This window comes from Kitasatospora sp. NPDC049258 (genome assembly GCF_040678895.1).
Taxonomy (GTDB): Bacteria; Actinomycetota; Actinomycetes; order Streptomycetales; family Streptomycetaceae; genus Kitasatospora.
In genome coordinates this window covers 12,826-34,941 of record NZ_JBFAQT010000043.1, presented here as the reverse complement: position 1 = coordinate 34,941, position 22,116 = coordinate 12,826, and the positions used below count along the sequence as shown (strand labels likewise).

The 22,116-nt window shown below is 74.9% G+C and carries 21 protein-coding genes and 1 pseudogene; 12 read left to right on the top strand and 10 right to left on the bottom strand.

The annotated features are described in order from the left end of the window. The first annotated feature begins 87 nt into the window (after nt 1-87). The gene (locus tag AB0K43_RS26745) at nt 88-1,626 is read left to right on the top strand and encodes an MFS transporter (protein WP_363644073.1); all 1,539 of its coding nucleotides are present in this window, start codon (nt 88-90) and stop codon (nt 1,624-1,626) included. Here the strand turns inward: AB0K43_RS26745 and AB0K43_RS26740 are convergent. Together AB0K43_RS26740 and AB0K43_RS26735 are read right to left on the bottom strand one after the other, a co-directional pair. Beyond that, on the bottom strand, nt 1,614-2,882 hold the full coding sequence (locus AB0K43_RS26740) for a glycosyltransferase (protein ID WP_363644071.1): 1,269 nt from the start codon (nt 2,880-2,882) through the stop codon (nt 1,614-1,616). The genes AB0K43_RS26745 and AB0K43_RS26740 overlap by 13 nt on opposite strands. A gap of 151 nt (nt 2,883-3,033) precedes the next feature. After that, on the bottom strand, nt 3,034-3,888 hold the full coding sequence (locus tag AB0K43_RS26735) for an SDR family NAD(P)-dependent oxidoreductase (RefSeq protein WP_363644069.1): 855 nt from the start codon (nt 3,886-3,888) through the stop codon (nt 3,034-3,036). Between the two features lie 107 nt (nt 3,889-3,995). On the opposite strand from AB0K43_RS26735, the gene AB0K43_RS26730 reads away from it, so the two are divergent. Beyond that, nucleotides 3,996-4,457: a MarR family transcriptional regulator gene (locus tag AB0K43_RS26730; RefSeq protein WP_363644067.1), complete on the top strand. Its 462-nt coding sequence runs from the start codon at nt 3,996-3,998 to the stop codon at nt 4,455-4,457. A 138-nt stretch (nt 4,458-4,595) separates the two neighbouring features. On the opposite strand, the gene AB0K43_RS26725 is transcribed toward AB0K43_RS26730, so the two are convergent. Then, entirely contained in the window at nt 4,596-4,961 is a 366-nt protein-coding gene (locus AB0K43_RS26725; RefSeq protein WP_363644065.1) for a hypothetical protein, read from the bottom strand. 140 nt (nt 4,962-5,101) lie between these two features. On the opposite strand from AB0K43_RS26725, the gene AB0K43_RS26720 reads away from it, so the two are divergent. From AB0K43_RS26720 to AB0K43_RS26685, 8 genes are all read left to right on the top strand, one after another. Continuing rightward, nucleotides 5,102-5,461 carry a hypothetical protein gene (locus AB0K43_RS26720; RefSeq protein WP_363644063.1) on the top strand — a complete coding sequence of 120 codons (360 nt, stop codon included), beginning with the start codon at nt 5,102-5,104 and terminating at the stop codon, nt 5,459-5,461. Beyond that, nucleotides 5,458-6,471, top strand: a complete 1,014-nt coding sequence (locus AB0K43_RS26715) for a hypothetical protein (RefSeq protein ID WP_363644061.1) — start codon at nt 5,458-5,460, stop codon at nt 6,469-6,471. Before AB0K43_RS26720 ends, AB0K43_RS26715 begins: the two co-directional genes overlap by 4 nt. Before the next feature lie 80 nt (nt 6,472-6,551). Continuing rightward, the gene (locus AB0K43_RS26710; protein WP_363644059.1) at nt 6,552-6,938 is read left to right on the top strand and encodes a roadblock/LC7 domain-containing protein; all 387 of its coding nucleotides are present in this window, start codon (nt 6,552-6,554) and stop codon (nt 6,936-6,938) included. Between the two features lie 186 nt (nt 6,939-7,124). After that, nucleotides 7,125-8,066 carry a 5-dehydro-4-deoxyglucarate dehydratase gene (locus AB0K43_RS26705; protein WP_363644057.1) on the top strand — a complete coding sequence of 314 codons (942 nt, stop codon included), beginning with the start codon at nt 7,125-7,127 and terminating at the stop codon, nt 8,064-8,066. Further along, nucleotides 8,066-9,325: a glucarate dehydratase family protein gene (locus tag AB0K43_RS26700; RefSeq protein WP_363644055.1), complete on the top strand. Its 1,260-nt coding sequence runs from the start codon at nt 8,066-8,068 to the stop codon at nt 9,323-9,325. The genes AB0K43_RS26705 and AB0K43_RS26700 overlap by 1 nt, the downstream gene beginning before the upstream one ends. Then, nucleotides 9,322-10,482, top strand: a complete 1,161-nt coding sequence (locus AB0K43_RS26695) for a hypothetical protein (protein WP_363644053.1) — start codon at nt 9,322-9,324, stop codon at nt 10,480-10,482. Before AB0K43_RS26700 ends, AB0K43_RS26695 begins: the two co-directional genes overlap by 4 nt. Continuing rightward, nucleotides 10,479-11,306: an NAD(P)-dependent oxidoreductase gene (locus AB0K43_RS26690; RefSeq protein WP_363644051.1), complete on the top strand. Its 828-nt coding sequence runs from the start codon at nt 10,479-10,481 to the stop codon at nt 11,304-11,306. The genes AB0K43_RS26695 and AB0K43_RS26690 overlap by 4 nt, the downstream gene beginning before the upstream one ends. Nucleotides 11,307-11,365: 59 nt before the next feature. Next, the gene (locus AB0K43_RS26685) at nt 11,366-11,764 is read left to right on the top strand and encodes a DUF4440 domain-containing protein (protein WP_363644049.1); all 399 of its coding nucleotides are present in this window, start codon (nt 11,366-11,368) and stop codon (nt 11,762-11,764) included. Nucleotides 11,765-11,804: 40 nt separating this feature from the next. On the opposite strand, the gene AB0K43_RS26680 is transcribed toward AB0K43_RS26685, so the two are convergent. From AB0K43_RS26680 to AB0K43_RS26650, 7 genes and pseudogenes are all read right to left on the bottom strand, one after another. Further along, nucleotides 11,805-12,314, bottom strand: coding sequence for a hypothetical protein (locus tag AB0K43_RS26680; RefSeq protein WP_363644047.1), 510 nt, complete (start codon nt 12,312-12,314; stop codon nt 11,805-11,807). A gap of 101 nt (nt 12,315-12,415) precedes the next feature. Further along, complete coding sequence (locus AB0K43_RS26675; RefSeq protein ID WP_363644045.1) at nt 12,416-14,845, bottom strand: PQQ-dependent sugar dehydrogenase; 2,430 nt, start codon at nt 14,843-14,845, stop codon at nt 12,416-12,418. Nucleotides 14,846-14,855: 10 nt separating this feature from the next. After that, entirely contained in the window at nt 14,856-16,244 is a 1,389-nt protein-coding gene (locus AB0K43_RS26670) for a carbohydrate-binding protein (protein WP_363644043.1), read from the bottom strand. Nucleotides 16,245-16,280: 36 nt separating this feature from the next. After that, entirely contained in the window at nt 16,281-17,471 is a 1,191-nt protein-coding gene (locus AB0K43_RS26665) for a carbohydrate-binding protein (RefSeq protein ID WP_363644041.1), read from the bottom strand. A gap of 352 nt (nt 17,472-17,823) precedes the next feature. Beyond that, nucleotides 17,824-18,795 carry an NAD-dependent epimerase/dehydratase family protein gene (locus AB0K43_RS26660; protein WP_363644039.1) on the bottom strand — a complete coding sequence of 324 codons (972 nt, stop codon included), beginning with the start codon at nt 18,793-18,795 and terminating at the stop codon, nt 17,824-17,826. A 30-nt stretch (nt 18,796-18,825) separates the two neighbouring features. Next, nucleotides 18,826-18,954: a hypothetical protein gene (locus AB0K43_RS26655; protein WP_363644038.1), complete on the bottom strand. Its 129-nt coding sequence runs from the start codon at nt 18,952-18,954 to the stop codon at nt 18,826-18,828. A 178-nt stretch (nt 18,955-19,132) separates the two neighbouring features. Then, nucleotides 19,133-19,819, bottom strand: a pseudogene (locus tag AB0K43_RS26650) (chitosanase); the annotation flags it as partial. Nucleotides 19,820-20,655: 836 nt separating this feature from the next. On the opposite strand from AB0K43_RS26650, the gene AB0K43_RS26645 reads away from it, so the two are divergent. Together AB0K43_RS26645 and AB0K43_RS26640 are read left to right on the top strand one after the other, a co-directional pair. After that, entirely contained in the window at nt 20,656-20,955 is a 300-nt protein-coding gene (locus tag AB0K43_RS26645) for a hypothetical protein (protein WP_363644036.1), read from the top strand. Further along, on the top strand, nt 20,952-22,097 hold the full coding sequence (locus tag AB0K43_RS26640; protein WP_363644034.1) for a hypothetical protein: 1,146 nt from the start codon (nt 20,952-20,954) through the stop codon (nt 22,095-22,097). Before AB0K43_RS26645 ends, AB0K43_RS26640 begins: the two co-directional genes overlap by 4 nt. Nucleotides 22,098-22,116: the final 19 nt, after the last annotated feature.

Sequence of the window (22,116 nt, the reverse complement as noted above, 5' to 3'; positions counted from 1 at the left end):
TGTCCGTGCGCCGGTCGCGGCCCCTCGACCCGTAGCGTCGGGCGGTGACGGACCGGGCCGGCCGGTGCGACGAGGGGAACGGCTCCCGTGGAACGCAAGTGGTGGACCCTGCTCGCCGTCTCGGTGGCGACCTTCATGCTCCTGCTGGACATCACGGTGGTGAACGTGGCGCTGCCGTCGATCCGCAAGGACCTCGGCGCCAGCTTCACCGACCTGCAGTGGGTGTTCGACGCGTACGCGCTGACGCTCGCCGCGCTGGTGCTGACGGCCGGGTCGATCGCCGACCGGGTGGGCCGCCGGCGGACCTTCGCGGCCGGGCTGGTGATCTTCTCGCTCGCCTCGCTGCTGTGCGCGCTGGCGCCGAACCCGACCTTCCTCAACCTCTCGCGCGCGCTCCAGGGGGTGGGCGGCGCGGTGATGTTCGCGGTGTCGTTGGCGCTGGTCGCCCAGGAGTTCCTCGCCGGGCGGGAGCGCGGCACGGCGATGGGCATCTACGGCGCCACCATCGGGGTCGCGGTGGCGATCGGCCCGCTGGTCGGCGGGGCGCTGACCGACTCGCTGGGCTGGGAGTCGATCTTCTACCTGAACCTGCCGATCGGCGCGGCGGCGCTGGTGGTCACGTTCCTGAAGCTGCGCGAGAGCCGGGACCCGAACGCCACGGGGGTCGACTGGCCGGGCGTCGCGACCTTCAGCACCGCGCTCTTCCTGCTGGTACTGGCCCTGGTACGGGGCAACGCGGAGGGCTGGGGCAGTGCGCTGATCGTCTCGCTGTTCGTGGCCGCGGCGCTGCTGCTCGGCGCGTTCGTGGTGATCGAGCAGCGGGTCGCCGAGCCGATGCTGCCGCTCGGACTGTTCCGGCGCGGCGCCTTCACCGGCGTGCAGCTGGCCGCCTTCGCGGTCTCCGGCTCGCTCTTCGCCCTGTTCCTCTACCTGACCCTCTACCTGCAGAACTACCTCGGCCTGTCCCCCTTCCAGGCCGGGGTGCGCTACCTGCCGAGCACCGTGCTCAGCTTCCTGGTCGCCCCGATCGCCGGCGCGCTGCTCTCCCGGGTGCAGGCCCGGTTCATGCTCTGCGTCGGCCTCGCCGCGGTCGGGCTGGGGCTGCTGCTGATGAACGGCATCCAGCCGGACTCGACCTGGACCACCCTGCTCAGCGGCTTCCTGTTCGCGGGCGCGGGGGTCGGCCTGGTCAATCCGGTGATCGCGGACGTGGCGGTGAGCGTGGTGCCCAAGGAGCGCAGCGGCATGGCGGCCGGCATCAACGACACCTTCCGCCAGGTCGGCATCGCGGTGGGCATCGCCGTCTGGGGTGCGATCTTCGTCGGCCGCGGCGCCGACCAGGTCCGCGAGCTGGCCGCGGGCACCCCGGCCGCGGTCGGGGCGCGCCCGCGCGAGCTGATCGAGGCGGCCTCCTCGGGCAGCCTGGACGAGGCGCTGGCCGCCGTCCCGGCCGAGTCCCGCGAGGCGGTCGCCCGGGCGGCCCGCGAGGGCTTCCTGTCGGGCCTCAACACCGTGCTGACGCTCGGTGCGCTGCTCGCCTTCGCCGGCGCCGCGCTGGCGCTGTGGCTGGTCCGGGAGAGCGAGATCGAGCGGGACGTCCAGCCGGAGCCCGCTCAGGCCACCTGACGCGCCCGGGCCAGCGCGGCCACCACGCTCGCGGCCTGCCGGTGCTCGGGCAGCTCCGGCAGGTGGACCCGGCCGCGTGCGGCCTGCCGCTCCAGCGCCTCGGCCAGCTCCACCGGATGCTGCGGCCAGGGCGCGATCCCGGCCCTGGCCAGGGTGGCCGCGTTCGCCCGCCCGTGCCCGGAGATCACCTGGTAGCTCACCGCGGGCAGCCCCGCGACCAGGGCCTCGGTCAGGGACAGCCCGCCGGCGTTGTGGACCAGGACGTCGGCGGCGGCCATCAGCGCGGGGACGTCCTCGCGCCAGCCCAGCGCCACCACCCCGGGCAGCCGGGTGATCCGCCGGCGCAGCCGCTCGTTGCGCCCGCACAGCACCACCGGGACGGTGCCGTCCAGCGCGGCGAGCGCACGGACACCCGCCGTCACGTCGCCGAGCCCCAGCGAGCCCGTGCTGAGCAGGGCCATCCGGTGCTCAGGCGGTACGCCCAGCTCGGCACGCAGCGCCTGCCGGCGCAGCGGGTCGACGGGCGCCGCGAAGGCGGCGGGCGCCAGCGGACCGGCCGGCGACATCGGTACGCCGTAGCGCTCGGCGCCCTCCTCGGCGGTGGCCGCCGTGGCGGTGAGGTGGAGGTCGACGTGCGGGTGCACCCACAGGCGGTGCGGCGCCGGGTCGGTGAGGTAGCTGACCACGGGGGCGGTGAGCACTCCCTGCTGCCGCAGCATCCCCAGGCTCTGGGCGGCGAACGGGAAGGTGGTCACCACGGCGTCGTAGCCCTCGCCGGCCCAGCGGGCCAGCTCCTCGCAGGCCAGCCGGCACAGCCGCATGGTGAGGGCGCGCACCACCGAGTCCCGCTCCTCGCTGCGGAACAGCCACTCGAACACGGCCGGCGCGCGGCCGGCGCTGAAGGCGTAGCCGTCCTGCAGCAGCCGCTGGTGGCGGCGCGGCAGGGCGTCGAGGTAGTCGCGGTAGGCGGTGTCCACGCCGAGGGCCCGGAGCCGGTGCACCAGCTCGCGGGCGGCGCCGTTGTGCCCCGCTCCGACGCTGCCCGTGATCACCAGGACCCGGGGCGGGCGGGCCGGGCGGGCCTGCGGTCGGGTCCGCGGACGGGCGGGCGGCCGGTCGGCGCCGGCGGGGCGGTGGCCGGTCGGGGAGGCGTGCTCGAGGACGTTCATGAAGGTCCGCTCGGCGAGGAGCGTCCGGCCCGTCGCGTCGCCGACGGTGCCGGCCGCTGGTGGGGGCGAGTGCCGGAAGATCGGCACCGGTGCCGAAGACGGCGCGAACTCCCTTCTGGGTCGGGCGGGTTCGGCCGGGCCACGGGTGCCTTGGCGGTACCGTAGGAGATCCGGACGATGCCCTTCCACTCACCTGCGTGAGCAGCAACCGGCAGGTCGGTGAACAGCGGGCGGCGGGTCAGGCCACCCAGCTGCCGGTCAGGGCGAGGACGGCCGAACCGTCCAGGTCGGCCAGCTTGCGGCCGGCGAAGGCGCGGGCCGCCTCGGAGGTCTGCATCCGCAGGACGGGGCGGTCGGTGCCGAGCGCCTCGGTGATCGTCACGGCGGCCTCGGCCGGGGTCTGGGCGGCGGTCGCGAAGGCGGCCAGCGTCCGCTCGGCGTAGCGGCCGAGCGCCGGGGCGTACGGGCCGGCGGCGCGCAGCTCGGCGTCCAGGTCGATGCCCTGGTTGGCGATGAACTCGCTGGCCACCGCACCCGGCTCGACCAGGGTCACCTGCACGCCGGCGGTGGCGGCCACCGGGGCGAGCGACTCCAGGAAGCCCTCGACGGCGAACTTGGCCGCGCAGTAGGCCTCGTTGAACGGCTGGCCGACCACGCCACCGACGCTGGTCACGGCGATCAGGCGGCCGCCGGAGGCCCGCAGGTGCGGCATGGCCGCGCGGGTCACCTCGACGACGCCGAAGAAGTTGACCTCCATCACGGCCCGGACGTCCGCCACCGTCTCCTGCTCGATGGTGCCGACGTGACCGGAGCCGGCGTTGTTGACCACGGCGTCCAGCCGCCCGTGCTCGGCGATCACGCCCGTCAGGCAGGCGGCCACCGAGGCCGGGTCGGTGACGTCAAGCTGCCGGAGCAGGACCGACCCGGCGACACCGGCCTCGGCGGCGGCCTGCTCCAGGGCGGCCGAGCGCCCGAGGTCGCGCATGGTGGCGACGACCAGCCAGCCGGCCCGGGCGGCGTCGACCGCCGCGGCCAGGCCGATGCCGGAGGAGCAGCCGGTGATCAGGACGGTCTTGCGCGGGGTGGTGGACATGCCGATACCTCTTCCGGGGTTGCGATCAGGGGATCAGGGGATCCGATTGCGTGTACACACACACTAATGCTGTGTGCACGTGCACGCAAACCGGTACGATGACCGGCATGACGCGCGCCGACCTGACCCTGGGGCCCCTCTCGGAGCAGGACCACGCCTTCTACGGCCTGGTCTGGGCCGGCACCACGCTCGCCGCCCGGGTCGACCGCGAGCTGACCCGGGTGCACGACCTGCCGATGTCCTGGTTCGAGGTGATGCTCTGGCTGGCCGGCCAGCAGGAGCCGGTGGCCGCCTCCGACCTCGGCGCCCGCACCATGCTCAGCCGCAGCCAGGTCTCCCGCGTGGTGGACGCACTGGCCGCCCGCGGGCTGGTGGAGCGCTCCCCCTCGCCCTCGGACGCCCGCTCGGTGCGGATCGCGCTCACCGAGCAGGGCCGCGCCGCCTTCGCCGAGGCCGACGAGACCCGGCGGGAGCTGCTGCGGCCGGTGTTCACCGATCTCCTCGACGCCGCGGACATCCAGGCGCTGGAGACGGTCTGGCGCAAGCTCAAGCAGCCCCGGCAGCAGTAACCCCGGGGCCGCGGGGAATACCGGCGGGTAATCCCCGGCGGAAATGCCGGACGGCCGGAAGGGCATCGCCCACCGGCCGCCGTTGTGTTCCGGACGACAATTCGCCGCTTCGCTGAACCGGCGCCACCCTGCCGTCCGTTACACCTCCAGGATTCCCTCGATGCGCTTCAGTTCGTGACGGGCCAGGGCCAGATTGGCGCGCGAGCGGTCCAGCGCGAAGTAGAGGAACAGCGAGCCGCGGCTGCGGGCCAGCGGGCGCAGCAGGTGGTACTGGCTGCTGAGCGTGATCAGGATGTCCTCGATCGCCTCGTCGAGCGAAAGCCTGGCCAGGGTACGGACCTTGGCGCGCACCACCTCGGTGTTGCCGGCCGCCGCGACCTCCAGGTCGAGGTCCTTGCCGCCACCGAGGTAGCCGAGCGACATCCCGCTCTCGTAGTCGACCAGGGACACCCCGATGGCGCCGTCGATGGCCATCGCTTCCTTCAGCGCGCTCTCAATGTTCACGGCGTTCCTTCTCGTTCACGACTTCGGCTGGCGATGCATTATGGCGGGCCAAAGCGACGACAAACCGTCATCTTCGGTCGTAGTTGCACAAGATGATGTTTAAAGTACTCTGACCGGAGTCGCAAAGTGAAGGGGTGCAGGTGAGCACGGTCGAAGCAGCGCTCCGCGAAGTGCTGGACTCCCCCGGGGTGGTCCGGGCCACTCTGGCCGACGCCGTCACCGGCCTGACCTACGGCGCGGTCGGCTCCGGGACGGCCGCCGGCGACGGCGCCGAGATCGCCGAACTGGCCACCCTGGTCTCCGGCCGGATGCACGAGGCGGGCGCCGGCGGCGAGCTGGAGAGCCTGGTGATCACCACCGCGCGCGCCCACCACGTGGTCCAGCTGGTGCCGCGGCGGGGCGACGCGCTGGTCCTGGCGGTGGTGCTGGACCGCGCGTCCACCAACCTCGCCCTGGCGATCCGCCAGGTGAACGACCTCGCCAAGGCCGTGCTGGCATGAGCCCGGCCGCACCGCCCGCACCGCGCAACGTGCCCACCCTGCTGGTCCGGCTCCAGGAGGAGCGGTTCACCGGCGCCGTCCTGGTCTCCGGCACCCCCGGCGGGGTGGTCCACCTGCGCCGGGGGCTGGTCGTCGCGGTGGAGACGCCCGGCGCTCCCTCGGTCGAGACCGTGCTGCTGAAGTCCCGCCGGATCACCGAGGAGGACTGGTCCGCTGCCCGGGCCGCGGCCGGCCGCACCGACGACGCGCCCGGCCCGGCCGCGACCGAGGCCACGACCGAGGCAGCGGAGTCGGCACCGACCGAGGCGGCGGATCTCGGCTCGGCCCTGGTCGGGCACGGGCTGATCGGCGGCGTGGAGCTGGAAGTCGTCTGCACGGCGGCCGTGTTCGACGGTGCCTTCGCCATGTCGCTCGGCCCGGTCGAGAGTTGGCAGGTGGAGCCGGCCGCCGCGGCCCCCGAGCTCGGCGCCCGGCCCGGGGTGGAGCCGCGGCAGCTGGCCGAGGAGACGGTGCGCCGGGGCACGCTGCTCGCCCGACTCTGGGGCCCGCTCGGCGAGATCGCCGAGGCCCGGCCCCGGCCCGCGGCGCAGGTCGAATCCGGCCAGCTGGCCCCGCGCCACCGCGACCTGCTGCTCAACGCGAACGGCCGGCGGGTGCCCCGGGACCTCGCCTTCGCGGTCGGCCGCGGCGTCTTCCCGGTGATGCTCGACCTGGCCCGGATGCGGGAGCGGCGACTGCTGCGGCCGGAGGCGGAACAGGCGGCGACCGTCCCGGCCGTCGGGCCCCGGGCGCCGGTGCCCGCACAGCCCTCCGCGGCGCCCGACCCGGCCGCCGCACTGCCGCGCCGGGTCCCCGGCGACCGGCGGCCCGGCACCGCCCCGGCCGACGAGGCCGGCCCGCACCGGATGGAGGCCGACGCCACCGCGGACGCGCTCCGGCGCATCCAGCAGGCGCTGGCCGACTCCCGGCGCGCCGAAGCGGCCCGCCACGTCGACCCGGACGCCGGGTGAGACCGCACCGCCCGGCCACCCCCTCAGCCTTCCGGCGCGGGCCCCTCCGCGTCACCGACGCCTATCCAAGGAGCACAGTCATGCAGCAGCGGATCTCGTCCGAGGCACTGGTGGACGAGCTGAGAAGGCTGCGCGAGCGGGTCATGGGAGTCACCGAGTCCGTCGTCTCGACGGCCGACGGCCTGCTCGTCGCGGCCGACACCGTGTCCGTCCAGCCGGAGTCGCTGTCCGCGCTGGCCGCCGCCACCCTGGCGCTCGGCCGCCGCACCACGGCGGAGGCCGGTCTCGGCAGCATGCGGGAGAACGTCACCCGGGCCGGCGGCGGCTTCGTGGTGGTGACCGCGATCGGTGAGCACGCCCTGCTGGTCGTGGTCGGCGACGAAGGGCTGGACGTGGCCGCGCTCGGCCGCGAGTGCCCGGGCACCGTCGAGGCCCTCGGCCGGCTGCTGACGGCCGCCGCCTCGTAGCGCGGGGCTCGCGCCTCGTAGCGCGCGGGGCTCGGACCGAGAGGGCCGTCGCGGGTGTACCGGCGGCGGCGCCGGCGGACGGTCGGGGTTCGTACGCGTGGCCTCGCCGCCGGGGCCGGGCGGGGCTGACAGGATGTCATCGCCCGGTATCCGTCCGTCCCGCAGTCGCGACCTCGAGGGGACCTCGTGCACCTGCAAGGGCTGCTGTCCTTCCCGCTGACCCCGTTCACCCCCGACGACACGGTGGACCTGGCGCGCTACGCCGAGCACCTGGAGCGGCAGATCGCCGCCGGGCCGGCCGCCCTCTTCGTCGCCTGCGGCACCGGCGAGTTCACCGCCCTCGACCGGGAGGAGTACCGCGACCTGGTGGCCACCGCCGTCCGGGTCGCCGGCGGGCGGCTGCCGGTGGTGGCCGGCTGCGGCGGCGGCCCGCGGCTGGCCCGCGAGTTCGCGCTCGCCGCCGCCGGGTGCGGCGCGGACGGGTTGCTGCTGCTCCCGCCGTACCTGGTCGCCTCCACTCCCGCCGGGCTGGTCGGCCACGTCCGCTACGTGGCCGGGGCCACCGAACTGCCGATCATCGTCTACCAGCGGGCCAACGCCGTGCTGGACGAGGCCGCGGCGGTGGCCCTGCTCAACCTGCCGACCGTGACCGGCATCAAGGACGGCCGGGGCGACGTGGACGCGATGCTGCGGCTGGTCACCGCCGTCCGCACCAGCGGGCACCCGCGGGCGGCCGCATTCGGCTTCCTCAACGGCCTGCCCACCGCCGAACTGTCGGCGCAGGCCTACCGGGCGATCGGCGTGCCCGGCTACTCCTCCGCCGTACTCTGCTTCGCCCCGGACATCGCGACCGCCTTCCACCGCGCGGTGCGAACCGGCGACCAGCGGGCCGTCCAACTGCTGCTGGCCGAGTTCTACCTGCCGTTCGTCGCGCTGCGCGACCGGGTGCCCGGCTACGCCGTCGCCCTGGTCAAGGCCGGGGCCCGGCTCGCCGGCCTCGACCTGGGCCCGGTCCGGCCGCCGCTGGTGGACGCCTCCCCCGAGCACGTCCGGCAGCTGTCCGGGATCATCGCGCGCGGGCGCGCCGCGCTGGCCCGGTCGGCCCCGTCGGCCCGGTCGGAGGACTGATGCGGATCCGCTCCGTGGTGATCACCCCGGTCGCCTTCGCCGACCCGCCGCTGCTCACCGCGGCCGGGGTGCACCAGCCCTGGGCCCTGCGGGCGATCGTCCAACTGCACGGCGAGGACGGCCTGGTGGGCCTCGGCGAGACCTACGGGGACGCCCCCCACCTGCGGCTGCTGGAGGCCGTGGCCCCGACCCTGACCGGGCTCGACCCCTTCGACACCAACGGCCTGCTGCGCCGGGTCGAGGCCGTGCTCGGTGGCGCCGACGCCCCCGACCGGCACGGGCTGACCGGTGGGTCCACCCCGCGCAAGACCGCGCTGCGGGTGCACAGCCCGTTCGAGGTGGCCTGCCTCGACCTGCAGGGGCAGCTGGTCGGGCGGCCGGTGGTGGACCTGCTCGGCGGCCCGGTCCGCGACCGGGTGCCCTACTCCGCCTACCTGTTCTACAAGTGGGCGGGCCACCCGGGCCGGGTGGCGGAGGACCCGTACCCGGAGGCGCTCGACACCGAGGGCATCGTCACCCAGGCCCGGCTGCTGATCGACCGCCACGGCTTCCGCTCGATCAAGCTCAAGGGCGGGGTGCTGCCGCCGGACCGGGAGGTCGAGGCGATCCGGGCGCTGCGCGCCGCCTTCCCCGACCACCCCCTGCGGCTCGACCCGAACGCCGCCTGGACGGTGGCGACCTCGCTCCGGGTCGCCGCCGCCACCGAGGGCCTGCTGGAGTACCTGGAGGACCCGACCCCGGGCATCCCCGGCATGGCCGAGGTCGCCGCGAAGGCGCCGATGCCGCTGGCCACCAACATGTGCGTGGTCGGCCCGGACGACATCCCCGAGGGCTTCGGCCGCCGGGCGGTCGGCGTGCTGCTCGCCGACCACCACTACTGGGGCGGCCTGCGGCGCTCGGCCGAACTCGCGGCGATCTGCCGTACCTGGGGCGTCGGGGTCTCCATGCACTCCAACAGCCACCTCGGGATCAGCCTCGCCGCGATGACCCACCTCGGCGCGGCGCTGCCCGAGCTCGACCACGCCGCCGACACCCACACCCCCTGGCAGAACGGCCAGGACGTGCTCGCGGAACCGCTCCCGATCACCGACGGCGCGGTCCGGGTGCCCGACGGCCCCGGCCTCGGGGTGCGGCTCGACCCCGACGCGCTGGCCCGGCTGCACGAGAACTACCTGCGCTGCGGCATCCGGGAGCGCGACGACACCGGCTACCTGCGGCAGTTCGACCCCGCCTTCCGCGTGCGGCGGGCCCACTGGTGACCTCGACCGTGTCCGCCCACGCCTACCCCTGGGACGTGCTCGGCGACCCCGCCCTGGCGGACCGGGTCCGGACGGCCGGACTGGACGCCGTGACCCTCGCCGTCAGCTACCACTCCACCCGCGCCGCGACCCCGCAGCACCCGCGCCACCGCTTCGTCGACGCCCGGCACGCCGCGCTCTACCGCCCGGTCAGGCCACGGGCCTGGCAGGGGCGCCGGCTGGCGCCGCTGGGCGCCGACTGGATGGCGGGCCCCGACCCGGCCGGCGCGGCCGCCGCCGCACTGGCCGGGGCCGGCATCCCGGTCAACGCCTGGGTGGTGCTGGCCCACAACAGCCGGCTCGGCCGGCTGCACCCCGACCTCGCCGTCACCAACTGCTTCGGCGAGCCGTACCCGTACGCACTCTGCCCGGCCCGGCCCGAGGTGCGCGAGCACTGCGCGACACTGACCGCCGAAGCGCTGCGCGCGCTGCCGACCGGCGCGGTCCGCGGGGTCTCGCTGGAGTCGGCCGGCCAGCTCGGCGCCGCGCACCCGGGCTGCCACGAGAAGACCGACGGGGCGTACGGGCCGGCGGCGCTGCGAGCGCTCTCGGTCTGCTGCTGCGAGGGCTGCCGGCGGGGCTGGCGGGCCGCCGGCCTCGACCCCGCCGACGTCACCGGGCGGCTGCGCCGGTCGGTGGACACCGACCGGCCGCTCCCCGAGGAGCTCGCCGCCGCCGTCCTGACGGTGCGCCAGGAGGCCGCCGACCGGCTGCGCCGGGCCGCGGTCACCGCCGCCCGGGCCGCCCTGCCCGGCGCCGACATCACCCTGCACGCCCACCCCGACCCCTGGGCCACCGGCCCGTCCCCGGGACTGACCCCGGGCGCGCCGGCCGAGGTGGACGCGCTGCTGGTGCCCTGCTGGCCCACCGGCCCGGACAGCGCCGAGCTGGTCCGGCGGGCCGCCGCGCACGGCCGTCCGGTCGACGCCTATGTGACCCTGCTGCCGCCGGCCGACCCCGCCCTGCTGCCCGGGCACGTCCGGCGGCTGCGCGCGGCGGGTGCGAGCCGGCTCAGCCTCTACCACCTCGGGCTGCTGCCGGCCCGGCAGCAGCCGCTGCTGGCCGCGCTGGCCGAGGAGTTCCGCACCACCGACCCGGGCCCGGGAGCGAGCCGATGACCCAGCCGACGCCCCGGCCGACGACCGGGCCCCGCACCATCCTGCTCACCGGCGCCGCGGGCGGCGTGGGCACCTTCCTGCGCGAGCGGCTGCCCGGGTACGGGTACCGGCTGCGCCCGGCCGACCTGCGACCGGTCGAGGGCGCCCCGGACGCGCTGGTCTGCGACCTGCGCGACCCCGAGGCCGTCCGGGCCGCGGTGCGGGGCGTCGACGCCGTGGTGCACCTGGGCGGGATCTCCGTCGAGGACTCCTTCGACGCCGTGCTGGACGCCAACGTCCGGGGCCTGCACCACCTCTACGAGGCCGTCCGGCAGGAGGGGGTGGGCCGGGTGGTGTTCGCCAGCAGCAACCACGCGGTGGGTTTCGTGCCGCTGCCCGCCGCCGGGGAGCTCGTCGGCAGCGCGATCGTGCCCCGGCCGGACACCTACTACGGCCTGTCCAAGGTCTTCGGGGAGGGCCTGGCCTCGCTCTACGCCGACAAGTACGGGGTGGAGACGGTGTCGATCCGGATCGGCTCCTGCTTCGCCGAGCCCCGGTCGGTGCGGATGCTCTCCACCTGGCTCAGCCCGGACGACTGCGCCCGGCTGGTGCACGCCGCGCTCACCGCCCCCGGCGTCGGGCACACGGTGGTGAACGGGATCAGTGCCAACACCCGAGCCTGGTGGGACCTGGGCTCCGCCCGGGCGCTGGGCTACCGGCCGCAGGACGACGCCGAGGTGTTCGCCGCGGCCGTCCTGGCCGAGCACGGCGAGCTCGACCCGGGGCATCCGGACGCCCGCCTGGTCGGCGGCTGGTTCACCGAGGTCGAGCCACCCCGGCCGTAGGCGGGACCGGGGTGGCGAAGCCCTCGTGGACGGAGCGGGGCCGGTGTTACTGTCGCGCCATGTCCAAGCTCGAAATCGACGCGCTCACCGCCGAGTTCTTCGGCGCCTTCGACAACCGGGGCGGCAAGGCCGCCGACGTCGCCCGGCTCCGCCGGTTGATCATCCCGGGCGGGGTGATCGTCAACACCGGGGCGGCGTTCACGGTCTACACCGTGGACGAATTCGTCGAACCGCGCGAGAAGCTGCTGGCCGACGGCCGGCTGACCGAGTTCTCGGAGTGGGAGACCTCCGAACGGACCGATCTTACCGGCGACATCGCGAGCCGCTTCGGCGAGTACCGCAAGTCCGGGATCCTGGACGGCGAGCCGTTCGAGGGCGGCGGGACCAAGACCATCCAGTTCGTCCGCACCCCGGAGGGCTGGCGGATCTCCGCGTTCGCCTGGTACGACCGGCCCTGACCGCCGGGCGGGTCGGGCCGGTCGTCCACCAGCCGCTGGTCTACCAGCCGCCGGAGGTCGAGGTGGTGGACGTGCCGGAGCCGGTCGAGGTCCGGACCGGCGGGAGGTCGGCACCGGAGGTGCTGATCCGGGCGACGCCCCGGCCCGGTTCCTGGTGGCGGCCGGCCGATTCGGTGGCGGCCCGCCAGGTGGCGGCGGCCGGCTCGGGCGCCGCCGGCGGGCGCGGGCGCTCCTGGTCGATTCGCAGCACCAGGCTGCGGCCACCGGGGTTGCCGACCCGGTCGCGGTCGGTGCAGCGGATCACCTGGCTGCGGGTGCCGCCGCGCTCCTCCCACCGCCCCACCACGGCCCGGATGCTGGGCCCCCAGGCGCCCTGGTGCTCGTGCTCGACGGCGAGGTCCCAGTCCTCGGCGTCGATCAGCTCGCTGGCGCCGAGGACCCCGGGCACCACCACGGTGCCGCCGCCCCGGACGGTCACCACGGCGCGCTGCGGCCACTCGGCCTGGACGCCGGTCACGGTGATCCGGTGGGCGCCTCGGTACTTCGGCATCGGTCACTCCCGCGGGCTGGTTCGGCTGGTCGGTACTCCTCCTTCCTGGTACGGCCGGTGGCCGGGCGGGGGTTCACCGCCGCCCGGCCGCCGGTCCGGCCTCAGCCGATGGTGATCCGGAAGATCTTGTCCGCGCCGTCCGCCGCGCCGCCGTTGTTGTCGGCGTTGGTGGTGGTCAGCCAGAGCTGGTCCTGGCCGGGCACCTTGCTGACCGTACGCAGCCGCCCGTAGGTGCCGACGTAGTACGAGGTAGGCGTGCCGACGTTCTCGGTGCCGCCGTTGATCGGGATCCGCCACATCCGCTCACCGCGCAGCGCGGCCATGTAGACCACGTTGCGGACGATCGCGATGCCGCTGGGCGAGGCCTCGTTGACCGGCCAGCTGGCCTTCGGGTTGGTCATCCCGGCCGTGCTGCAGGTGCCCTCGCAGATCGGCCAGCCGTAGTTGGCGCCGGGCTTGATCAGGTTGAGTTCGTCCCGCTTGGAGTCGCCGAACTCCGCCTCCCACAGCCGCCCGTTGCGGTCGAAGGCCAGGCCCTGCGGGTTGCGGTGGCCGTAGCTGTAGACGTAGTTGTCGAACGGGTTGCCGGGGGCCGGCCTGCCGTCGGTGGTCAGCCGCAGGATCTTGCCGTTGAGCGAGTTCTTGTCCTGCGCCTGGTTGGAGGTCTGGGCGTCGCCGGTGGAGGCGTACAGGTAGCCGTCCGGGCCGAAGGCCAGCCGGCCGCCGTTGTGGTAGCGGTTCTTCTGGATCCCCTGGAGCAGCACGGTGTACCCGCCGAGCGTGCTGCCGTTGTACGTCATCCGCACGATCCGGTTGCCCTCGGCGGCGGTGTGCATGAAGTACACGTAGTGGTTGCTCGACCAGTTGGGGTCGACGGCCACGCCCAGCAGGCCGCCCTCGCCGTCCGTGGTCACCGCGTTGGGCACGGTGCCGACCTGGGCCTTGGTCCCGCCCGTGGTGAGGGTGAACACCTTGAAGCTGTCCCGCTCGGTCACCAGGGCGCTCTTGCCGTCCGGCATCCAGGAGACGCCCCAGGGCACGGTCCAGCCGCCGGACAGGGTCGCCGGCGAGCCGGGTACCCCGCCGTCGGCGGCGCAGGCACCGGTGGTGAAGGAGACCGGGGCGGAGGGCGGGGAGTAGCCGCCCGCGGTGTCCTCGGCCACCACGGTCAGGGTGAACGGGGCGTCGCAGGCCAGCCCGGTCACCGCCGTGGAGGTGGCCGGCGGGGTGCCGGTCACCGTCTTGAGCACCGCGCTGCCGCTGCGGATCTCGTACGCCACCACGCCCTTGTCGTCCGTGGAGGCACCCCACGTGAGGGTGGCGCCGGTGGAGTCGACCGCCGAGACGGTCGGCGTGCCGGGCCTGCCGGGCAGCGGGTCGGTACCGGCCTGCGTGGTGCAGTCGATCGCGACGCTGGCCGGTGAGGCGTTGCCCGCCGCGTCACGGGCGATCACGGTGAGGTTGTAGGTGGTGGCGGGGGTGAGACCGGTGAGCTGCTTGCCGGTGGTGTCCCCCGGGGCCTCGGCGAGCTTGTTGCCGTGCTCGTAGATGTCGTAGGCGCTGACGCCGACGTTGTCGGCGGCGGCGCCCCAGGCCAGGGTGAGGCCGTTCGGCCCGATGCCCGAGCAGACGGGAGTGCCGGGGCGGGTCGGCGGGGTGGTGTCGGCGCCCGCGCCCACCCGGAGCCGGTCCAGGTTGGGGCCGCCGTCGGTGCCGGTGGCGGTGGCGCGGATCCGGTTGCTGCCGGCGGCCAGGGTGACGTTGACGGTCCGCACCGCCCAGGTGTCCCAGTTCGCGGTGGGCGGGAAGGAGACGCCGGAGGCCACCACCGCGCCGTTGACCGCGATGTCCAGCGGCCGGTCCGCCGTGCCCGCGTTGGCGTAGCGGAACTCCAGCGCGGTGCTGCCCGCGGTGGCCGCGCTCACCGTGAACTCCACCGAGCCGCCGGCGGTGTTGGCGTAGTCGACGAAGCCGGTGCCGGTGTAGCCGCTGTGGTTGGTGGCGACCGCGGCCTGGCCGAGGGCCGCGTCCTCGGCCTGGTAGTCGGTGGTCGGCGCGGTGAGGTCGAGGTCCAGGTAGTCCAGGTTGGGCAGGCCGTTGGCGCTGGTCGAGGTCAGCCGGATCCGGTTGGCACCCGCGGTCACCTGCGCGGTGACCGTGGCGGTGGTCCAGTCGTCCCAGGTGCCGGTGGACGGGAAGGAGCGGGCCGCCGAGACCACGGCGCCGTTGACCGTGACGTCGCCCGGGCGGTCCAGGGCGGTGCCGTTGGCGTAGCGGATGCCGATCACCGCGGTGCCGGCGCTCGCGGCGTTCACCGTGAACTCCACCGAACTGCCGCTCACGTTGTCGCCGTTGACGAAGCCGGTGCCCGAGTACCCCAGGTGGTTGGACTCCACCGCGCCCAGCGTGACGGTGGCGCTCTCCGCCTCGTACCGGGTGGCGGCGGCCGAGGCGGACGGCGCCGCGACCACGCCCACCAGCAGGCCCGCGGCCGCCAGCAGGGTGCAGCCCGTTCTGTGCGTACGGTTCATCGGGAGCTCCTCAGCCCTGGTACTGGACGACGATCTTGGTGAACTCGTACGGGGACTGCGGGACGCCGCTGCAGGCGTCGGCGTCGGTGCCCGAGCCGCAGGCGCGGTCACGGTTGACCGACCAGAACGAGTACCGGGCGATGTGGTGCTGCTGGGCGTACGACAGGATGGTCCGGAAGTCGCCGGTGGTGACGCTCTCGCCGGCCTCGTCGGTCTTTCCGTTCATGGACGAGACCCCGATGTGGCGGTAGGCCGCGTCGTCGCTGTAGCCGTAGGCGCTCTTGACCGCCGCCTTGAGCCCCTCCAGCGCACCGACCGAGGCCTGGCCCATGCTGCCGCTGTGGCCGCCGAAGTCGAACGGCATCACCACCCAGCCGTCGTTGCCGAGTCCGGCCGCGGCCCCCCGCTTGATCAGGTCCTTGCCGGTGGCGTCGGGGCCGGTCGGGGTGGTGCCCATGGTCACGTAGGTGACGATGCCGGGGTTGGCGCTCTTCACCAGCTTCAGGGCGTCGACCACCCGCTGCCGGACGGTGGCGTTGGAGAACTCGGTGTCCTCGATGTCGATGTCCAGGGCCTTGAGGTGGTAGGCGTTGATCACCTTCTGGTAGGCGCCGGCCAGCGCGGTGGCGCTGGCGCACTTCTCGCCCAGCTTGTTGCCGCTCCAACCGCCGACCGAGACCACCACGTCGCCGCCGGCCGCCCGGATCGAGTTGATCGCGGCCTCGTCGGTGCCGCCGGCCAGCGCCCGGCTGCCGTCCCACTTCGGGTTGCAGGAGCCGTCGGAGAGGATGAAGGCCAGCGTGAACCACTTGGCGCCGGTGGCGGCCATCACGTCGGTCGGCTTCTGCGGGCTGCCCCAGCCCAGGTACTCGTAGGGCGCCGCGGCCATCGCGCCGGGGCCGGAGCCGCTCTGCGGGGTGACCTCCAGGTAGTCGGTGTTCGGGCCGCCGCTCGCGGTGGTGGCGGTCGCCCGGACGGTGTTGGCGCCGGCCTTGAGCGGCACGGTGAGGGTGGCGGTGGCCCAGGTGTCCCAGGAGCCGGTGCCCGGGAACGACCGGGCGGCCGCGACGACCGTGCCGTTGACGCTGATGTCCATCGACCGGTCGGCCGAGGTGCCGTTCGCGTAGCGGAGGGTGAGGGTGGCACTGCCGGCGGCGGCCGCGTCGACCGACCACTGGACGTACCCGCCGGTGGTGTTGGTGTAGTCGACGAAGCCGCTGCCGGAGAATCCGGCGTGGTTGCTCGCGGTGGTCGCCGAGGAGAGCGTGGCGCTCTCCGCCTCGTACCGACCGGTGGCCGCCGAGGCGGGGTGCGCCGGGGCCAGCAGCAGGGCGGCCGGGCCGAGGGCGGCGGCCAGCACGGCACCGATCAGTCGTGGTCTCGGGTTGGTGGAGGGCATGGTGCTCGCTTCCGGAATCGGCTGACGTAGGGGGCGTCAGCGAACAGTGATCCTGTCGAGATTCGGGCCGCCGGCCGCGCTGGCGGTGGTCGCCCGGATGGTGTTGGTCCCCGCCCGGAGGGTGATCGGGAGGGTGCTCGTCGCCCAGGTGTCCCAGCTGCCGGTCGGGCCGAAGGGCCGGCCCGCGCCCACCACGGCGCCGTTGACGGAGATGTCCATCGGACGGTCGGTCGGGCTCCCGTTGGCGTGGCGCAGGTCCAGCGCGGCGCCGGCCGGGGCGCCGGACTCCACCGTCCACTCCAGGTAACTGCCCTTGGTGTCGGCCAGGTTGACGTAACCGGAACCACTGTGGCCGGAGTGCTCGGACTCCACCGTGCCCTGCGAGATCCGGGCCTCCTCGGCCTGGTACACCCCGGAGGAACCGCTCACCAGCTGGTATCCGCGCATGTCCCTGGTGAGCAGGTAGCAGTCCCGCAGCGAGCCCGAAGTGTCGTTCAGGGAACGGTAGATGCCCCACTTGGGCCGGACCCGGTCGGCGAGGAAGGTGTCGATGCCGGTCCTGGTGACGTCGATCAGCGTCACGCCGGCGCGGCGCAGCACCCAGCGGACCGAACCCGAGGTCCGGTCGCCGACCCTGATCCGGAAGTCGACGTCCACCCAGCTGTCGTGCAGCGGATCGAGGCTGGTGTCGCCGAGGTGGATGCCGGCGCCCGGCATGGTCAGCTCGATGGTCTGCGCAGCGCCGGCCCGGCGCAGCCCCTGCACCACGATCGGCAGGGTGCCGGTGCCCGGCTGCTTGATCTGCAGGACGTCGGACCAGGTGGTGGTCGCCCGTAGCGAGGAGGGGATGTACATGGCGTAGGTGGTCCGCCAGGTCTCCCCCGGCAGCCACTCCAGCGCGGGGCCCCCGGCCGGGCTGCGCATGCCGGTGACCTCCTGGCGCTGCCGGTCGGTCTTGGTGTCCCGGTCGACCAGGTGCATGTTCCAGCGGTAGGTGTCGCCCTGCGGGAGGATGTGCGGGTGGCCGCCCGGGTGCGAGTGCGCCCGGTCGTCCTCCACCGTCTCGAAGGCGGCGAGGCCGTCGGCGGCCGCGGAGGGCGACCAGCGCAGCTTCCAGCTGGACACCGCCAGGGTGCTGCCGGCGGCGAAGGCGGGCGCGGGGAGGCCGGCCGCCGCGGCCGTGCCGAGCGCTGCGGCGAGCAGTTTTCTGCGCGAGGGTCGGTCCATGGAGCTCCTCGGGGTCTGCGGGGCTGCGCGGCGGCGCGGACGGGGCCGGGCAGGACGGAGCAGGGCAGGACTGTGCAGGGCAGCACCGCTGCCGTCCGGTGTCGGGGGTGGGCGAGCGGGGCGACGGACGCTCAGCGCGTACGTGGTGGCGCGGCCGCGCTCGTGACCGTGCTCGTGACCGCGCTCTCGGGGGTGGCGTTCATCTGCCGTGACCTTGCCTTCCTGCATGGGGGTTCAGGAGTGCGCAGTGCTCGGCCGAGGCTCCCCGGGGAGGAGCGGCCTGAGTAACGTACAGAATCGACGCCTGAGCGGGCACGGTCAATATGTATCGTTAGGAAAGTTTCCCAATTATTCAGGGGGCCAGGTCGAGCGCGGCCAGGGTGCGGGCCAGTGCGTCCGCGAACGGGGTCGCGCGCCAGCCGAGTTCGACCCGCGCCCGGGTGGCGTCGGCCACCGACTCCGAGCGCAGGAAGTGGAGTTCGCCGGTGGCGAGCAGCGGCGGCCGACCGGTCAACCGGGAGAACAGCTCGCCCGTCTCGGCCAGCAGGGCGGCCGGCAGGCCCGGCAGGGTACGGGGCACCCGGACGCCGGGGAACAGACCGGCCACCGTTTCGGCGATCTCGCGCATCGTCAGATAGCGGTCGGACAGGATGAACCGGGAGCCCACCGGCGCCGCGGCCGCGAGCAGCTGGCCGGCCGCCACGTCCTCGGAGAACACCACCGACATGCCGCCCGGCGGCAGCATCGGGACCTGGTTGCGGCGCAGCCGGTCGAGCAGGTTGTTCATGGTCACCACCGCCGGGCCCGGGCCGTGGACCGCCGACGGGTGGACGGTCCGGGCCGGCAGGCCGTCCTCCGCGACCGCGGCGGTGACCAGCCGGTCGGCCTCCTGCTTGGACCGCTCGTACGGGGTCTCCAGCGGGCGCGCGGCCAGCCGGGACTCGTCGAACGGGCGGCCCGGCGCACGCTCGAACACGTCGATGGTGCTGGTGTGGACGAAGCACTCCACGCCCTCGGCGAGCGCCGCCGCCACCAGGTGCCGGGTGCCGTCGGTGTTCACCCGGGTGAACGCCTCCGGGTCCCTGAGCCACTGCTCGGGCAGGCCGGCGGTGTGGAAGACGGTGTCGCAGCCCCGGACGGCCGCCCGCACCGAGGCCGGGTCGGTCACGTCACCGACCGCCACCGCGACGCCCGGCGGCAGCAGTCCCGCCGCGCGCGGCGCCGAGCGCACCAGCGCCCGTACCCGCACTCCCTCGCCGAGCAGTCGCGCGACCAGCGCGCCGCCCACCGTCCCGGTGGCTCCGGTGACGAGCACGTTCCGCATGACTGCCTCTTCCGTTCGTGGATCCGGCGTTCAGGGGGCGGGCGGCGGCGGAGCGGGGTCCGCACCGGCCGGGGCGGGCACGCTGAGGCCCGGGGGCGCCTGGGCCGCCCGGTCGAGCAGGTGGTGCAGTGCCGGGGCCCCGAGCAGGGCGGCTGCCACCGCCAGCACGATGGCCCGCCGTCGCCGGCGCGGGCCGGGGGGCCGTTTTGATCCGCCGTTCATCCCGCCGCCTTCACTCCCGTCGACCGTGCACGCCTGTTGATGGTGGCCCTGCTGATAGTGGCCCTGCTGATGGTGCACCGCCATCATCGTCAACGGGCTTTGCCGAAGCTCCGGCTCAGCCGCCGATCAGGTAGGTGTCGCCGTGCACCCGCCAGCGCAGCGGCGCCGCCAGGTCGAGGTTGCCGGCCTGGAGGAACCAGCGCTGCTCGGTGTCCACCCTGCTGGTGTCGTGGTGCGCCCGCTCGGTGAGCATCGCCGCCCGGCGGGCGTCCAGGAAGGCGTTCAGGTAGGTGGTCTCGTCTCCGCCCTGGGCGGGCGTCCTGGCCCGGCGCATCGCGGCGGCTCGGATCCCGCCGAAGCTCACCGGGTCGCTGCCGGGACCGTGCATCACGATGGCGTCGTAGTAGCTGAACTGGCCGAGCGCGCGCAGCCCGTCGGCCTTGGCCTGGCGCACCGCCGGGTCGAAGTAGGCGCGGTCCCGCTCGTCGTCCTGGGCGCGCCGGAAGGCCGGGTCCTGGGCGGCCTTCGCCCAGTCGGCGGGGAAGGTCGGGTCCAAGCCCTGGTGCGAGGCGGAGCCGTCCACCGCGGCCAGCGCGGGGAGGTACCGCGCCAGCGGGTTGTCCGGCTTCAGATCCCGGTAGTGCCGGACCAGTTCGAGCATGTCGTGGGTGCCCGAGGTGAAGCCGATCAGGCCGCCGGTGTAGCCCCGGCCGTCCTTGATGTCCTCGATGTAGCCGTACTGGGCCCGCCAGTCCAGTGAGGAGTTCTCCGCGCTGGAGACCAGCTGCTGGGCGATGTCCTTGAGCCGGGGGCCGCTCAGGTCGCTGCCGGTGACGACCGTGCTCGGGGCCGGCTTCGGCGGGGTGCTGCCGGGCGGCGCCGGGGCGGTGGTCAGGGCCGCGCCGGCCGGCGACCCGGCGTCAGCGCCCGTGGTGTCGCGCACCGCCACCGGGGTCGCGCCGGGCGGGCCGGACGCGGGCGAGGACTCCTCCGGGCTCCGCCGCTGCGACGGCTCGGCCGAGCCGCTCGGCACCGGGTCTCCGGCCGCGGTGGGCGAGGGCGCCATGGTCGCCGCGGGCGTCCGGCCCGCGGGGGCCGCCACGGTCGGCGCACGGCCCGCCGTGCCCGAGCCGGGACCGCCGCTGACGGCCACCGTGGCCACCACCGCCGAGGCGGCCCCTGCGATCAGCACCGCACGGACCACCCGCGGCTTCAGCCGCAGGACGGGCCGGTTCTGGTCTCGCTGCATGCAGCACTCCGTTCGGGGGACTCCGCGGGGCCGTGGACGTGCCCGCCGCTGGTGGAACGGGACCCGGCATCCGCCGGGTTCACCGGGGCGGGGCCGGCCGGTGAACCCGGCGACGGCGCGGCGCCGTTGAACCGGGCGAACCCCCGGTCGCCGGTCACAGGAAGACGGTGCCCCGAAGATGCCCGACCCCACGCCGAAACAGCCGGCCCGACGACAGGCGCCCGCCCGGGACAGGGGATGGCGCACCCCGGGTGCTGTCCGCACGGCCGGGCCCCACCGGGGAAGCGGGACCCGACCGGAGGAACGGCCGCGCACCGGGCGGGGGTTCACCCGCCGGTCGGCGCCGTCGCGCCGTCCGGCCACCGAGGAGAGCCATGAAGGGACACACCATGACAACGACGCGCGGACGGTCGGCCGTCCTCGTCCCGGCCGCGGCCGCTCTGGGCCTGGCGGCCGCCGCCGTCCTCGCGGTGGGTCCGCCCTCGTTCGCGGCCACCGCCGCGGCCTCCCGGCCCGCCTCGGGCACCTCGGTCGCCGCGGTCGCCAGGGCCGCGGCGGCGCCGAGCACCTCCCGCACCGGCGTCCGGATCGAGCTCCTCGGGCCGGCCGCGGCGCCCGGTCCGCGCCTCCTCGCCCCGCTGCCGGGCGCCCCCACCGGAGCCTCGACGCAGAAACGGACCACCCGATGACCGATACCCACTACAGTCTTCCCGGCCCCCGGCAGCCGGAGGCCGACCACGGTCTGCACCTGCCCTGGGTGGACACGACCGCCGACCGCGGCCAGAGCCTGGGCGAACGGCTGCTCGGCCCCTGGCAGCAGGTGAGCGCGCGGGCCGCGACGGTCGGCAGCTCGGTGCGCCGCACCGCCGTGGACGCGGCCGGCCGGCTCCGGCCCGCCCAACTGCCGCTCGGACGCCGGACGGTGGCCGCACACGGCGGCGAGCGCTCGACGGCACCCGGCTTCTGGGACGCGCGACGGGGCGTCATGATCGGCTGCATGGTGGTCGGTACGGTGCTACTGGTGGTCTCCCCCGGCCTGCGCCCGGAGTCCGCACCGGCCACCGATCCGGCGGCCGCCGGCAGCGCGGCCGGGCCCGAGGGCACCGGCCCGGCCGGCAGTCGCGGCCGGCCGCACCCGCCGGCCTCGGCCGCCGCACCGGCCTCCGACTCACCCTCCCCGTCCGCGTCCGACTCGCCCTCCGCCGCGGCGAGTCCGTCACCGCAGACCCCCACCGCGACGGCCCCGGCGACCACCGCCGCACCGCGGACCACCGCCCCCGCACCGCCCGCGGCCACCCTGCCGCCCGCCGGACCGGCCCCGTTCCGGGCCGTGGCCGGCTTCGGGTGCGCCGGCCCCGGCGGCCACTTCAAGGAGGTCGGCGCCTTCAGCGAGGGCGCCGGCGGTTGGAACACCGTGAACAGCGGGGGTTACGCAGGCGACTCCTGTGACGGCCGGTTCGAGGCCGTCCCGATGTCCGGCGACCGGAACAAGGACGACCCGAGCTTCTACGCGCAGTGGACCTTCGACGTCGGCACCACGACGGCCGCCTGCACGGTGGCCGTCTACGTGCCGACCAGTTCCTCGGTCAAGCAGGTCGGCGGCGCCCCCGCGTACTACACGGTCGGCGCGGGCTCGGGCGGCGACCTCGGATCCTTCACCGTCGACCAGATCGGGAACCGGGGCAGCTGGGTCGACGCGGGTTCGTTCGCCGCCCGCAACGGCACGCTGACCGTCAAACTCCACAACCGCGGCCTGGACTTCACCGGATCCGGCCAGAAGACCTACGCGCACCTCGCGGCGGCCCAGATCCGGGTGGACTGTCCGCGCTGAACGGCCGTGACGGCACCGG

Coding starts and splice junctions, on each gene's coding strand:
- AB0K43_RS26735 (WP_363644069.1), bottom strand. CDS start 3,888: ATGTCCACCACCCCGCGCAAGACCGTCCTGATCACCGGCTGCTCCTCC.
- AB0K43_RS26730 (WP_363644067.1), top strand. CDS start 3,996: ATGACGCGCGCCGACCTGACCCTGGGGCCCCTCTCGGAGCAGGACCAC.
- AB0K43_RS26715 (WP_363644061.1), top strand. CDS start 5,458: ATGAGCCCGGCCGCACCGCCCGCACCGCGCAACGTGCCCACCCTGCTG.
- AB0K43_RS26710 (WP_363644059.1), top strand. CDS start 6,552: ATGCAGCAGCGGATCTCGTCCGAGGCACTGGTGGACGAGCTGAGAAGG.
- AB0K43_RS26700 (WP_363644055.1), top strand. CDS start 8,066: ATGCGGATCCGCTCCGTGGTGATCACCCCGGTCGCCTTCGCCGACCCG.
- AB0K43_RS26690 (WP_363644051.1), top strand. CDS start 10,479: ATGACCCAGCCGACGCCCCGGCCGACGACCGGGCCCCGCACCATCCTG.
- AB0K43_RS26685 (WP_363644049.1), top strand. CDS start 11,366: ATGTCCAAGCTCGAAATCGACGCGCTCACCGCCGAGTTCTTCGGCGCC.
- AB0K43_RS26680 (WP_363644047.1), bottom strand. CDS start 12,314: ATGCCGAAGTACCGAGGCGCCCACCGGATCACCGTGACCGGCGTCCAG.
- AB0K43_RS26675 (WP_363644045.1), bottom strand. CDS start 14,845: ATGAACCGTACGCACAGAACGGGCTGCACCCTGCTGGCGGCCGCGGGC.
- AB0K43_RS26670 (WP_363644043.1), bottom strand. CDS start 16,244: ATGCCCTCCACCAACCCGAGACCACGACTGATCGGTGCCGTGCTGGCC.
- AB0K43_RS26665 (WP_363644041.1), bottom strand. CDS start 17,471: ATGGACCGACCCTCGCGCAGAAAACTGCTCGCCGCAGCGCTCGGCACG.
- AB0K43_RS26660 (WP_363644039.1), bottom strand. CDS start 18,795: ATGCGGAACGTGCTCGTCACCGGAGCCACCGGGACGGTGGGCGGCGCG.
- AB0K43_RS26645 (WP_363644036.1), top strand. CDS start 20,656: ATGACAACGACGCGCGGACGGTCGGCCGTCCTCGTCCCGGCCGCGGCC.
- AB0K43_RS26640 (WP_363644034.1), top strand. CDS start 20,952: ATGACCGATACCCACTACAGTCTTCCCGGCCCCCGGCAGCCGGAGGCC.